The following is a 12,883-nucleotide window of genomic DNA, read 5'->3' on the forward strand; positions in this document are numbered from 1 at the left end:
CGTCCTGCGGCCTATTATTCGCCTAGCTTGCTCCAAGCGGCAGCGTCACGCGAAACGCCGCGCCGCCCTGCCCCGGGAGGTAGGTGATCGTGCCGCCCAGTCGGTGCATGATCTCGCGGCAAATCGCGAGGCCAAGGCCTGCACCCGGCGCGCGCGTCTGGCCTAGCCGCGAGAACTTCTCAAAAATCAGCGCTTCATCCTTCAGCGGGATGCCAGTGCCGTTATCAACGAAATCGATCACCAACCCAGCCTCGCCGATCTCTGCGCGGACCTCCAGCATCGGCGCGGGGGCATCGCAATACTTGCGAACGTTGGCGATCAGATTGATAAACACCTGCGCGAGGCGGTCCATATCGGTGCTTAGCTGCACGGCCTCACCGCCCGCATCGCGCATGATCCGCAGGCTGCCCGGAACACCGCCCATCGTGGCCGCGACGGCGCGGTCCAATACCTCGGCCAGCGTTCCGGTTTGCGCATTCAACAACACTTGCCCCGATTCCAGGACCGAAAGATCCAGCAAATCATCCAGCAACCGCGTCAGACGCAGCGACTCGCCATGGATGATCGTCGCGTATTTCTGCAACTCGTCCGGCGCTAAACCGCCATCGCGCAAAATCTCAGAAAAGGCGCGGATCGAGGTCATGGGCGTGCGCAGTTCGTGGCTGACCTGGCTCAGAAAGCCGTCCTTTTGCACGGAAATCTGGGTGAGCTTCTCGTTCACCTCGCGCAATTGCCGCGCAGTGCGCGCCTGCTCTTCCGATTTCGCCTCTAGCTGGCTGGAGTATTCCATGATCTGCGCCGTCTCGTCCGCGACGGCCAGCAGATCCTCAACCGACACGGTGGCCCGCCCGACGATCTGGCTGATCATCGCGTGCGCCGTGGCGGCTCCGACAGAGCCGGACAGGCGCCGTTCCAGCCATTCCAGAAATTCTGGTGACGGCTCGGGTAGATAACCGCTCAGGCCTTGGCGGCGGGCGGCGCGGGCGAACATCTCTTGCGCCTCAGCGGCCCCCATGATGCGCTGCGCCATGATCAGCAGGTCTTCGGATTGGCCGAGGCCGCCCGTCCAACTGCCGGGGCTTTGTGAATGATCGAAAACGTTGACGAATTGCGCGCCTTGCAGCCGCTCAACCGGGCTGGGAAACCCAAGGATCGACACGACGCAGAACGCCGCCGTGTTCAGCCCCATCGACCACATCACCGCATGGACCAAAGGATCCATGCCGCCCGTCCAGAATAGGGCCTGCGGGCGCAGCCAAGTCAGTCCGAAAGGGCCTGCATCAAACACATGCTGCGGCAGGATCACCCCCGCACCAAAGCTGGGCAGAAAGAGGCAATAGACCCACAGTGCGAAACCAACGCCAAGCCCCGCCAACGCGCCGTTGCGCGTAGCGCCGCGCCACACTAATCCGCCCATGAGGGCGGGCAGAAACTGCGCCACCCCGGCGAACGCGACGAGGCCGATAGCCGCCAGCGCCGTGCCACCACCCGAAAGGCGAAAATAGAGGTACCCCAGCATGACGACGCCGCCGATGGACAGGCGGCGGGCCAGCAGCGCCACCTGCCGCACATCGCCCGACATCATCGCCGCGCCCCCGGTGGCGCGCAGCCAGATCGGCATCACGATATGGTTCGACACCATTGTTGATAGTGCAATGGCCGCAACGATCACCATCGACGTCGCAGATGAAAATCCGCCAAGGAACGACAGAATCGCCAGCCCGTCCTGCCCCGCCAGCAACGGCAGGTTCAGAACATAGAGGTCCGGGTTTGATCCCTGTGGCATCAGGTCCAGCCCGACGGCGGCGATAGGCACGACAAAGAGACTGATCAACATCAGATAGAGGGGAAAGGCCCATGCGGCGGTGCGCAGATGGCTTTCATCCTCATTTTCGACCACCATGACCTGAAACATGCGAGGCAGGCACAGGAACGCGGCCGCCGACAGCAGCGTCAACGCGGTCCAGCGGCTGCCTGACACGTCAAAATCGCCGATAGGCGAGGCGTCGATACGCTCCAGCGTCGCGGCAAGGCCGCCCTCCAGACCCCAGACGACAAATATACCGACGGCGAGCAAGGCCAGCAGCTTCACGATCGCCTCCAGCGCGATGGCGATGACAACGCCGTGGTGCCGCTCGTTCGCGTCCAGATTACGGGTGCCAAAGAGGATGGTGAACACCGTTAGGCCCAGCGCCACATAGACGGCGATGGATTGAACAGACCTGCCCCCTTCTGGCCCTGGCGGCGAAAAGGCGGCAAAGGATAGCGTGACCGATTGCAATTGCAGCGCGATATAGGGCGTGGTGCCGAACACCGCGAGGATGGTGACGCAAACCGCCAACAGGTTCGACTTGCCATACCGGGACGAGATCATGTCGGCGATCGAGGTGATGCGCTGGCTACGGCCCACCCGCACCATCTTGCGCAGGGTCCACCACCAGCCAATCATCACAAGGCTGGGCCCGAGGTAGATGGTGACGTACTCCATCCCCGATCTCGCGGCAAAGCCGACGGCGCCGTAGAATGTCCACGCCGTGCAGTAAATCGACAGCGACAGCGTATAGACCAGAGGCGAGCGCAGCCATGCACCTCGCCCGCGCCTAGCTGCGCGGTCAGCGGCAAAGGCGACGGCAAAGAGAAAGATCACATAGATCACACAAACCGCGGCGAGGATGCCGGGCGTGGCCATCAGCCGCGCCGCGTGTCTGCGGCGCCCGCGTCATCGCTTGCCGATTGGGGCGCAGCGCCAATCCCCAAAATACGCGTGATAACCGCCGAAAGCATCACTAGTCCGGCCCAGACGGCAAAGACGTAGATCATCACATGCGAGGTACGCGCCTCGCCGCCATTCTGTCCCAGCCACAGCAGCGGCAGCGCAAAAAGAAGCGCGCCCAAAATGGGCAGAAGCGCGGCGGCGTCCCTCATGCGGCGTTGGCGGTACGTGGCGCGTGCAAGAAAGACGGGGCGCGTGACCGGCGGCGCCGCATTGGGTTTTTTGGCGGGTTCAGGCGCACTCATGCAGGGCCAGCCAACGCGCGCACTGCCTCCAGCATCTCTGCGTTGGAGAAGGGTTTGGTCATGAAACGGCTCGCGCCCGCACGCTCGGCCATCTCGCGATCCTTGCGCTGGCCGCGCGCGGTCAGCATCAGAACGGGCGTGGCTCCCAGATCCGCATCGCCGCGAATATCCGCAAGCAACTCAAAGCCAGAGCGGTGCGGCAGCATCACGTCGAGGATGATCAAATCAGCGCGACGTTCGCGCACCGCGTTCATCGCGCCCTCGCCGCCCGAATGGGTGCGCACGTGCCAGCCATCGCGCGACAGAATAAAACTGATCGCCTCGATGATGTTCGGCTCGTCCTCTATGATCAAAACCTGCCCCGCCATGCCGTGCGCCCCTCCCAAAGTGCAAGCCCGTATGGCGCCACTATTGGGCCAAGGGCCGGCGCATGTCAAAACCGGGTTTAGTCTAAGCCGCGCCCATCTGCGGCAGGATCGACGGCTCGCGCCGGGCAGCGCAGGCAGTGCGCGGGCAGATCCGGCATGATGTGCCAACCTGCATCGCGTCCTCTGCCTCCACATTTGGGTCCGCAGGCATAAGCAGCATAGTGGCGCGCAGCAGGGGGGGCATGTTCAGCTGAGGCGCGCCAACCTCCTCGGTGCAGGCCAGCGCGCGCACCGGACGCGCGCCCCTGCCCGGCTGCACCAGATAGGTGCCCAGCGCCATGCCGGGCTGCGCCATCGCGCGAAACAGCGGCCAAAGCGGGCAGGCCCCCGCGAGGCGCGTGGCAACAAAGCCGCCGACGGGTTTGAGCGTCAGGATCGCCCCCGACGCATCGACCGAGATCAGGCCAACCGGGCCAACTGCATCCTCCGGCATCGCGGCCAACCGGCGGCAGACGCGTGCAACCGGCGCACCCAAATGCTGCGCCAACGCGACCGGGGCAACTCCCAGCGCCTCCACCATGTCCAGCAGACGCGTCTGCGGCAGCGCGGCAGCATCACTGCGATACGCCTCCAGCGCCGCGCGGGCCAGATCGTGCGCACCCGTCCCTGCGCGCAGGCCGCCTGCCTGCAGCGCGGCGTCTATGTCACCGTCACCGCCAGCCTCAAGCTGGCTGAAATGATGCCCGGCTCCCTCAAGAAATCTGTCCAGCTCGTCCTGCGGCGACAACATCCCTGCATCCGCGCCCGGCCCGTCGTCTAAGTAGCGTACCAAACGCTCGGCGCTGCCAGCCAGACGCTGGCTGTCTTCGCCCAGATTGCGGTGAAAGCGTGCCTGCCATTCTGGCTCCAGCGCGGCGGTGTCAGTCAGGATCGACGCAGTCGAACGGATCGCAGTCACAACCGACAGCACTTCATGCAGGGACGCGGCCAGATGCGGGTCATGCGCCAGCCGATCCGTCAGCGCGTCGGCCCGGCCCGCGTGTTCCTGTCCCCGGCGCAGTGTCGCGACCAGCAGCTGCGCCCAGCCCGGAAAGCGGCCGGCGAATTCCTCCATACGGTCAAGCTCGGGGCGGGCGGGTTCAGCGCGCGCCGCCTCCTGCGCGCCTGCCAAATCCGCCATATCACCCGCCGCCTCGCGCAAGCCTGCCATCAGCACCGCCTCCCCGCCATTGGCGAGCGCTTGCGCATCCACCTCGAGCGCGGCAGCAATACGCAAGAGGATCGTGCCACCGATTCTGCGGCGGTTATGCTCGATCAGGTTGAGGTATGAGGGCGAAATGCCCGCCTGCCGTGCAAGCGCACCTTGCGCTAATCCGCGCGTCAGACGCCTCTCGCGGATGCGGGTGCCGGTCAATGTCCCCATGACGGCCCCCTGTCCCGCGCCGATCTGATCGCCATTATCGTTTTGTTTCAATCCGATTCCCCAAATAATTTACAGATATTTACACAAAGCGACAAAGTTTTGTGCACTTATTTACAAAATAATTGTGCGGCGCGGGGTAGTTGTTGAGAAGTTTTCTTGCGCCGTGCCATGTTGTGTTTGCACACTGTGCGATCCGGCAAACCGCGGAGGAGGCGCTTGCCGTGATTAGTCTTTAAGGGAGGGTATTCATGTCCACATCGAATTTCACACGTCGCGGCCTGATGAAAACAAGCGCGATCGCAGGCGCTGGTCTGGCGATTCCGACGATTTTCACTGCATCCAGCGTTTCGGCGTTTACGAACGACCCGTCTGATGCCAGCAACGTCACGCTGGGCTTTAACGTGCCGCAGTCGGGGCCGTACGCCGATGAGGGCGCCGACGAGTTGCGCGCATACGAACTGGCGGTCGAGCACCTGAATGGCGGCGGCGACGGCGGCATGATGCAGACTTTCAGCTCCAAGGCGCTGCAAGGTAACGGCATCATGGGCAAGAAGGTCGACTACGTTTCGGGCGATACCCAGACGAAATCGGACGCAGCCCGCGCATCGGCCAAGTCGATGATCGAAAAGGACGGCGCTGTCGTCATCACGGGCGGCTCAAGCTCGGGCGTGGCTGTGGCTGTGCAGGCGCTGTGCCAAGAGGCGGGCGTCATCTTTATGGCGGGCCTCACCCACTCCAACGACACGACCGGCAAGGACCGCAAGGCCAACGGTTTCCGTCACTTCTTTAACAGCTGGATGTCCGGCGCGGCGCTCGCGCCCGTTCTGGCAAATGCCTACGGCACCGACCGCAAGGCCTATCACCTGACAGCTGACTACAACTGGGGCTACACCACCGAGGAAGCGATCCGCAACTCGACCGAAGCCATGGGCTGGGAAACTGTCAATGCGGTGAAAACCCCGCTGACCCAGACCGACTTTAGCGCCTATATCACGCCTGTCCTGCAGTCAGACGCGGATGTGCTGGTTCTGAACCACTACGGCGGAAACATGGTCAACTCGCTGACCAACGCCGTCCAGTTCGGCCTGCGCGACAAGATGGTCAACGGCAAGAAGTTCGAGATCATCGTTCCGCTTTACTCCGAGCTGATGGCACGCGGCGCCGGCAAGAGCATCGCCGGCATCTTTGGCTCGCAGAACTGGGACTGGAAGCTGGAAAAGGAAAAAGGCGACCGCTATGTCGGCACAGACGCGTTCGTGAAATCCTTTGGCGAAAAGTTCGGCTTCCCGCCCAGCCAGGCGGCGCATACCTGCTACGTGCAGACCCTGCTTTACGCGGATGCGGTCGAGCGTGCAGGCAGCTTTAATCCCTGCGCTGTTGTCGAGGCCCTCCAAGGCTTCGAGTTCGATGGTATGGGTAGCGGCCCGACCCTCTATCGCGGCGAAGATCACCAGTGCTTCAAGGACGTGGTCGTCGTGCGCGGGAAAGAGAACCCCGAGAACGAGTTCGACCTGGTCGAGATCGTCGAAGTCACGCCCGCCGAGCAAGTGACCTACGCCCCAGATGCGCCCGAGTTTGGCGGCCCTGAGGCGACACTGGGCGAATGCAACGCCGGCGCATAAGCGCATAGCCGGGCCGTCCCTATCGGGGGCGGCCCACCCAATGCGCGCGGCCCCCGAGGGGGGCCATTCCGGCGATCATACGCCGGACTGAACTCTGACATGCGAGGCAAACAATGGATGCGATAATCCTGCAAATCCTCAATGGTCTGGACAAGGGATCGGCCTATGCGCTGATCGCCCTTGGACTGACATTGATCTTCGGCACGCTGGGGGTGGTCAACTTTGCCCACGGCGCTCTGTTCATGATCGGCGCGTTTTGTGCCGTCACGCTCAGCCGCATCCTGACGTTCAGTCACGAGGTGGTGGACCCGACGCGCACCGACTTCCTTGGTAATCCGATGACGGTCGACGTGCCCTACATTTACAGTTTTGTGGGGGAAAACGCCGGACGCACCATTATCGACTGGGCCGTGCCGCTATCCATTCTCTTTGCCATTCCCGTTATGATCGCCATTGGCGTCATCATGGAGCGGGGCCTGATCAAGCATTTCTACAAGCGCCCCCATGCCGACCAGATCCTGGTGACCTTCGGCCTCGCGATCGTGCTTCAGGAAGTGATCAAGTATTTCTACGGCGCAAACCCGATCCCGACGCCCGCGCCGTCCGCCTTTCGCGGGTCCTTCGATTTTGGCGCGTTCCTTGGGATGCAGGCCAATTCGATCATCTATCCCTATTGGCGCCTCGTCTATTTCGCATTTTCGTTGGTCATTATCGGCGGGGTCTTTGCCTTCCTGCGCTATACCACCTTCGGGATGGTCGTGCGCGCAGGGATGGCAGACCGCGAGACTGTGGGCCTGCTGGGCATCAACATCGACAAGCGGTTTACGATTATGTTCGGCATCGCCGCCGCCGTCGCGGGCCTTGCCGGGGTGATGTACACCCCCATCAACAGCCCGAACTACCACATGGGCATGGACTTTCTGGTCCTCAGCTTTGTCGTGGTCGTCGTGGGCGGCATGGGCAGCCTGCCGGGCGCTGTGCTGGCCGGGTTCCTCTTGGGCATACTCGAAAGTTTCGCCTCCATGTCCGCCGTGCTTGAGGCGCTGCCGGGCATCAATCAGATCGTCATCTACCTGGTGGCTATTATCATTTTGCTGACCCGCCCGCGCGGCCTGATGGGCCGCAAAGGCGTGATGGAGGAATAAGCCAATGCTAGGACTGACACGCAAAGACACCATGTTGCTGGTGCTGGTTACAGCGCTCTCGCTGCTGGCCCCTTTCCTCCTGAACCCCTTCCCGGTGAATTCCGGTATGGCGCAGTTTAATGCTGGGTATCCCGACCTGATGCAGCGCTTTGTGATCTTTGGGATATTCGCCATCGGTTTCAACATCCTGTTTGGCCTGACCGGCTATCTCAGCTTTGGCCACGCGGCCTTCCTTGGCGTCGGCAGTTATGCCGCGATATGGATGATGAAGCTGCTGACAGCCAACATCATTCCCGGCATTGTTATGTCGGTGATCGTTGCCGGCCTTTTTGCCCTCATTGTCGGCTTTATTTCGCTGCGGCGGTCAGGCATCTACTTTGCCATCCTCACGCTGGCCTTTGCCCAAATGTCATACGCGCTGGCCTATTCGGTGCTGACCCCGATTACGGGCGGCGAGACCGGCTTGCAGTTGAAACTGAACGATGCGCGTGTCCTTGATGGTGCGCTGCAGCAGGGCGAGCGGGCGCGGGCAAACCTCTTTGGCCTCGATATGACGTCCAGCTTCGATCTGCACTTCGGTGGTTGGCACTTCACGTTCAACGCTGGCTACTACATTGCGGCCGTCGTGCTGATCCTAGCCTTCTATCTGTCGATCCGCATCTTTCGCTCGCCCTTCGGCATGATGCTGCGAGCGATCAAGAGCAACAACACCCGCATGACATATACTGGCCTTAATGCGCGTCCCTATGCGCTGGCGGCCTTTGTCATATCGGGCATGTATGCGGGCCTCGCCGGGGGCCTCATGGTCGCGATGGATACCCAAGTGGGCCCCGAGCGGATGTTTTGGACTGCGTCAGGCGAGGTGGTGCTGATGACCATCCTTGGCGGCGCGGGGACGCTGATCGGTCCAGTTTTGGGCGCGGGCCTGATCAAATACATGGAAAACATCATTTCCAAGATCAACAGCGGCGTCCTGCACGACTGGTTTTATTGGATGCCCGACGGGCTGGAGGATCTGGTAATCACGCTGATTTACCCGTTCGTCGGTAAGGGCTGGCACCTGACGCTTGGCATCGTATTCATGCTGGTTGTCATCTTTCTGCCCGGCGGTCTTGTCGAGGGGGGGCAGCGTATCTCGCGCCTCGTTCGCGGCAAACGCGCCAAACCGTCCGATCAAACCACTCCGGCTGAATAAGGAAACGCGACTATGGGCATTCTCGAAGTCAAGAACGTGAACAAGCGTTTCGGCGGCCTTCAAGCGCTGGGGGACGTAAACCTAAGCGTTGCGGAAAATACCGTCCACGCCATTATTGGCCCCAACGGTGCAGGCAAATCCACCCTGCTGAACGTGCTGGTGGGCAAACTCATCCCAGACACCGGATCGGTCATGTTCGACGGCCAATCGGTGCTGGGGCGCAAGCCCTATGAGATCAACCAAATGGGCATTTCCCGCGTGTTCCAGACGCCCGAAATCTTTGGCGATCTGACTGTGCTGGAAAACATGATGATCCCGATTTTTGCCAAACGCGATGGATCGTTCCGCATGCATGCGATCGAGGCCGTCGGCAGCGAGCGCGCGGTGATCGAGCAGGCCGAACATATGCTGGAGAGTCTGAACATGGCCAACCAGCGCCACAATCATTCGGCTTCGATGAGCCGTGGCAACAAGCGGCGGCTGGAAATCGGCATGTGCCTTGCACAAGAGCCGCGCCTCTTGTTGCTGGACGAGCCGACGGCAGGCATGGCGCGCGCCGACACCAACAACACCATCGACCTGTTGAAACAGATCAAAGAAGAGCGCGACATCACCATCGCCATCATCGAGCACGACATGCATGTGGTGTTCAGCCTTGCCGAGCGGATCACCGTGCTGGCGCAGGGATCACCGCTGGTCGAGGATACACCGGACAAGATCAAGGGCCACCCCAAGGTGCGCGAAGCCTATCTGGGCGAGTCTGCCGACTGACGCCCAGCGCGCCGGATACGCCCCAGACGCCCCACACGAGGACCTAAATAATGACCGACAAACCTGATTTTTCTAACAACGCCAATATGGCCGCCACGGCCCCCGCCTTCCTTTCGGTCTGGGGCATGCAGGCCTATTACGGCGAAAGCTACATCGTCCAGGACATTAGCTTTAACGTCCACGAAGGCGAAATTCTGGCCCTGCTGGGCCGCAACGGCGCGGGCAAGACGACGACACTGCGCGCCATTGCCCGCATGGACAATCCGCAACTGAACCACGGCGAGATTTGGCTGGATCACAAGCCACTGCACAAAATGAAGAGCTATGAGGCAGCCGTCGCCGGTATCGGCCTCGTGCCAGAGGATCGCTGCATCATTCCCGGCCTCACGGTCGAGGAAAACCTCCAACTGGCGCAGATCGCACCGCCTATTGGCTGGTCGCTTGAGCGCTTGTACGATTTATTCCCCCGCCTTGCCGAGCGCCGCAAGCAGGACGGCGTCACACTGTCGGGCGGCGAGCAGCAGATGCTGGCCTTGGCGCGTGCGCTAGCCCGCGATATCAAGGTGCTGCTGCTGGACGAGCCCTACGAGGGGCTGGCACCTGTTATTGTCGACGAAATCGAGAAAACTCTGCGCATTATCAAGGCACAAGGCATCACAACCGTGATCGTTGAGCAGAACGCAGTGCGCGCGCTGGAGCTGTCTGACCGCGCCGTGATCCTTGACACTGGCGGCATCGTCTTTGACGGTAGTGCTGCCGAGGTTCTGAACGACGAGAAGCTGCGCGCAGAATATCTGGCGATTTAGCCCAATGCGGCCTTTGGACCGCGTCTCATTCGCCAGCACTCAAAGTTACAAAGGTCATTTCTATGCCTGATACAACATATCCGCCGTCAAAAGAGTTCGCCAAGTCCGCGCATGTCAATGCAGACAAGTACGAGAAGATGTACGCCGCTTCGATCAAGGATCCCGAAGGTTTTTGGAAGGAGCACGCGCAGAAACTTGACTGGATAGAGCCGTTCACCAAGGTCAAGAAAACGTCCTTCGAATTGGGCGGTGTCGATATTCGCTGGTTCGAGGACGGCGTGATGAACGTCGCGGCCAACTGCATTGACCGCCATTTGGCCACGCGCGGCGACCAGACCGCGATCATATTCGAGCCGGACGAGCCTACCGACCCAGCCCAGCACATCACCTATAACCAACTGCACGAAAAGGTGAATCGCTTTGCCAACGTGCTGCTAAGCCAAGGCATAATGCGCGGCGACCGTGTGGTAATCTATCTGCCGATGATCCCCGAGGCGGCCTATGCCATGCTGGCCTGCGCACGCATCGGCGCCGTCCACTCCATCGTCTTTGCGGGCTTCTCGCCCGACGCGCTGGCCAACCGCATCAACAATTCGGGCGCCAAGGTTGTCATCACCGCCGACGAGGCCCCCCGCGGTGGCCGCCGTACAGCGCTTAAATCCAACACCGATGCGGCGTTGCTACATTGTGACGACAAGGTGCGCTGCCTCGTGGTAAAGCATACCGGCGGCCAAACGACATGGATCCAAGGCCGCGATATCGACGTCAAGGCGCAGATGGAGCAAGCCAGCCCTGACTGTCCCGCCCGGCCTATGAATGCCGAGGACCCACTGTTTATTCTTTATACTTCCGGCTCCACCGGACAGCCCAAGGGCGTTGTCCACAGCTCAGCCGGCTATCTGCTTTATGCGGGCCTCACGCATAAATATGTATTCGATTATCACGATGGCGACGTGTTCTGGTGCACCGCCGATGTCGGCTGGGTCACGGGCCACAGCTATATCATCTATGGCCCGCTGGTGAATGGCGCGACCACCGTCATGTTTGAGGGCGTGCCGACCTACCCCGATGCCAGCCGCTTCTGGCAGGTCTGCGAAAAACATAAGGTCAATCAGTTCTACACCGCCCCGACCGCGATCCGCGCATTGATGGCGCAGGGCAAAGAGTTCGTCGAAAAATGCGATCTATCGGACCTCAAGGTGCTGGGCACTGTGGGCGAGCCGATTAATCCCGAGGCTTGGAATTGGTACAATGACGTCGTCGGCAAAGGCACGCGCCCAATCGTCGATACGTGGTGGCAGACCGAAACGGGCGGGCACCTGATGACCCCCCTTCCCGGTGCCACGGCGACCAAACCGGGCAGCTGCACCAAGCCATTCTTTGGGATCGAGCCTGTCATTCTAGATGCGACATCTGGTGAGGAAATCAGCAGCGTCGAGGCCGAAGGTGTCTTGTGCATCAAAGACAGCTGGCCCGGCCAGATGCGTACCGTCTACGGCGATCACGAGCGTTTCGAGAAGACGTATTTCAGCGACTACAAAGGCTACTACTTCACTGGTGACGGCTGTCGCCGCGATACGGATGGCTACTACTGGATTACTGGCCGGGTCGATGACGTTATCAACGTATCGGGCCACCGCATGGGCACGGCAGAGGTCGAATCGGCCCTCGTCGCGCATCCGGACGTAGCCGAGGCCGCAGTCGTCGGCTATCCGCACGAGATTAAGGGTCAAGGCATCTATGCCTACGTGACCGTAATGAACGGGGTCGAGCAGACGGAAGAGCTACGCAAAGAGCTTGAGAAATGGGTGCGGACCGAAATCGGCCCAATCGCCAAGCCGGACTTGATTCAGTGGGCGCCCGGCCTGCCCAAGACCCGCTCAGGCAAGATCATGCGCCGCATCCTGCGCAAGATAGCGGAAAACGACTTTGACACGCTGGGCGATACTTCAACGTTGGCCGATCCGGCGGTCGTCGACGATCTGATCGGAGGCCGGAAAAGCCTTGGCTAACCGGTAGCGCCCCGTTGGCTATCTGGCTACGGGGCGCAAAGGTTTCATCCGCGTCCGCGATAGGGCGGCACGCCCTGATCGGGAATCCAGACGCCGTCCGGCGCGACGCCCGTCTGATAGAATACGTCGATCGGAATGCCCCCGCGCGGATACCAATAGCCGCCGATGCGCAGCCATTTCGCCTCAGTGAATTCCGCGATGCGGCGCCCGATACTGACGGTGCAATCCTCGTGAAACGCGCCATGATTGCGGAAACTCCCCAGATACAGCTTCAGCGATTTACTCTCGACCAGCCAATTGCCTGGCACATAGTCGATCACCAGATGGGCAAAATCGGGCTGGCCAGTCATCGGGCACAGCGACGTAAATTCGGGCGCGACAAAACGCACATTATAGAGCGCATCAGCCTGCGGATTCTGCACCCTCTCCAATTCGGCCTTGGCCGGATCATCGGGAAGCGCGGTATTCGCGCCGAGCTGTTTCAGGTCGCTGTAAATATTTTCGCTCATCTCGTCTCCTATCG

At 61.1% G+C, this 12,883-nt stretch carries 11 protein-coding genes; 6 read left to right on the forward strand and 5 right to left on the reverse strand.

Going from position 1 to position 12,883, the window contains the following annotated elements; translation table 11 throughout:
• Window positions 1-22: 22 nt before the first annotated feature.
• The 4 genes from MK6180000_RS12770 to MK6180000_RS12785 all read right to left on the reverse strand — a co-directional run bounded on the left by MK6180000_RS12770 (window position 23) and on the right by MK6180000_RS12785 (window position 4,860).
• Window positions 23-2,689 (reverse strand): ATP-binding protein, encoded by a 2,667-nt coding sequence (locus MK6180000_RS12770; RefSeq protein WP_138935076.1) that lies wholly within the window; start codon window positions 2,687-2,689, stop codon window positions 23-25.
• Window positions 2,689-3,018, reverse strand: a complete 330-nt coding sequence (locus MK6180000_RS12775; RefSeq protein WP_212751905.1) for a hypothetical protein — start codon at window positions 3,016-3,018, stop codon at window positions 2,689-2,691. The genes MK6180000_RS12770 and MK6180000_RS12775 overlap by 1 nt, the downstream gene beginning before the upstream one ends.
• Window positions 3,015-3,386, reverse strand: coding sequence for a response regulator transcription factor (locus MK6180000_RS12780; RefSeq protein WP_138935077.1), 372 nt, complete (start codon window positions 3,384-3,386; stop codon window positions 3,015-3,017). Before MK6180000_RS12780 ends, MK6180000_RS12775 begins: the two co-directional genes overlap by 4 nt.
• A gap of 82 nt (window positions 3,387-3,468) precedes the next feature.
• Complete coding sequence (locus tag MK6180000_RS12785; protein ID WP_246040515.1) at window positions 3,469-4,860, reverse strand: helix-turn-helix domain-containing protein; 1,392 nt, start codon at window positions 4,858-4,860, stop codon at window positions 3,469-3,471.
• A 197-nt stretch (window positions 4,861-5,057) separates the two neighbouring features.
• Between MK6180000_RS12785 and MK6180000_RS12790 the strand changes: the two genes are divergently transcribed.
• The 6 genes from MK6180000_RS12790 (at window position 5,058) to acs (ending at window position 12,360) form a co-directional block, all read left to right on the forward strand.
• Window positions 5,058-6,431 (forward strand): substrate-binding protein, encoded by a 1,374-nt coding sequence (locus tag MK6180000_RS12790; protein ID WP_138935078.1) that lies wholly within the window; start codon window positions 5,058-5,060, stop codon window positions 6,429-6,431.
• A 113-nt stretch (window positions 6,432-6,544) separates the two neighbouring features.
• Window positions 6,545-7,576, forward strand: coding sequence for a branched-chain amino acid ABC transporter permease (locus MK6180000_RS12795; protein WP_138935079.1), 1,032 nt, complete (start codon window positions 6,545-6,547; stop codon window positions 7,574-7,576).
• Window positions 7,577-7,580: 4 nt separating this feature from the next.
• Window positions 7,581-8,771 (forward strand): branched-chain amino acid ABC transporter permease, encoded by a 1,191-nt coding sequence (locus tag MK6180000_RS12800; protein ID WP_138935080.1) that lies wholly within the window; start codon window positions 7,581-7,583, stop codon window positions 8,769-8,771.
• Window positions 8,772-8,783: 12 nt separating this feature from the next.
• The gene (locus MK6180000_RS12805; protein ID WP_138935081.1) at window positions 8,784-9,542 is read left to right on the forward strand and encodes an ABC transporter ATP-binding protein; all 759 of its coding nucleotides are present in this window, start codon (window positions 8,784-8,786) and stop codon (window positions 9,540-9,542) included.
• A 50-nt stretch (window positions 9,543-9,592) separates the two neighbouring features.
• On the forward strand, window positions 9,593-10,348 hold the full coding sequence (locus MK6180000_RS12810; RefSeq protein ID WP_138935082.1) for an ABC transporter ATP-binding protein: 756 nt from the start codon (window positions 9,593-9,595) through the stop codon (window positions 10,346-10,348).
• Between the two features lie 62 nt (window positions 10,349-10,410).
• Window positions 10,411-12,360 carry an acetate--CoA ligase gene (gene acs, locus MK6180000_RS12815; RefSeq protein WP_138935083.1) on the forward strand — a complete coding sequence of 650 codons (1,950 nt, stop codon included), beginning with the start codon at window positions 10,411-10,413 and terminating at the stop codon, window positions 12,358-12,360.
• 44 nt (window positions 12,361-12,404) lie between these two features.
• Here the strand turns inward: acs and queF are convergent, their stop codons facing one another.
• Window positions 12,405-12,869: a preQ(1) synthase gene (gene queF, locus MK6180000_RS12820; RefSeq protein ID WP_138935084.1), complete on the reverse strand. Its 465-nt coding sequence runs from the start codon at window positions 12,867-12,869 to the stop codon at window positions 12,405-12,407.
• Between the last annotated feature and the right edge of the window lie 14 nt (window positions 12,870-12,883).

This window comes from Roseovarius arcticus (assembly GCF_006125015.1).
Lineage (GTDB): Bacteria > Pseudomonadota > Alphaproteobacteria > Rhodobacterales > Rhodobacteraceae > Roseovarius > Roseovarius arcticus.

What these genes read in the sequence shown, in the direction of transcription:
- MK6180000_RS12810 (WP_138935082.1), top strand. Translation starts at nt 9,593, where the DNA reads ATGACCGACAAACCTGATTTTTCTAACAACGCCAATATGGCCGCCACG.
- MK6180000_RS12790 (WP_138935078.1), top strand. Translation starts at nt 5,058, where the DNA reads ATGTCCACATCGAATTTCACACGTCGCGGCCTGATGAAAACAAGCGCG.
- MK6180000_RS12800 (WP_138935080.1), top strand. Translation starts at nt 7,581, where the DNA reads ATGCTAGGACTGACACGCAAAGACACCATGTTGCTGGTGCTGGTTACA.
- MK6180000_RS12770 (WP_138935076.1), bottom strand. Translation starts at nt 2,689, where the DNA reads ATGGCCACGCCCGGCATCCTCGCCGCGGTTTGTGTGATCTATGTGATC.
- MK6180000_RS12805 (WP_138935081.1), top strand. Translation starts at nt 8,784, where the DNA reads ATGGGCATTCTCGAAGTCAAGAACGTGAACAAGCGTTTCGGCGGCCTT.
- MK6180000_RS12775 (WP_212751905.1), bottom strand. Translation starts at nt 3,018, where the DNA reads ATGAGTGCGCCTGAACCCGCCAAAAAACCCAATGCGGCGCCGCCGGTC.
- MK6180000_RS12795 (WP_138935079.1), top strand. Translation starts at nt 6,545, where the DNA reads ATGGATGCGATAATCCTGCAAATCCTCAATGGTCTGGACAAGGGATCG.
- acs (WP_138935083.1), top strand. Translation starts at nt 10,411, where the DNA reads ATGCCTGATACAACATATCCGCCGTCAAAAGAGTTCGCCAAGTCCGCG.
- MK6180000_RS12780 (WP_138935077.1), bottom strand. Translation starts at nt 3,386, where the DNA reads ATGGCGGGGCAGGTTTTGATCATAGAGGACGAGCCGAACATCATCGAG.
- queF (WP_138935084.1), bottom strand. Translation starts at nt 12,869, where the DNA reads ATGAGCGAAAATATTTACAGCGACCTGAAACAGCTCGGCGCGAATACC.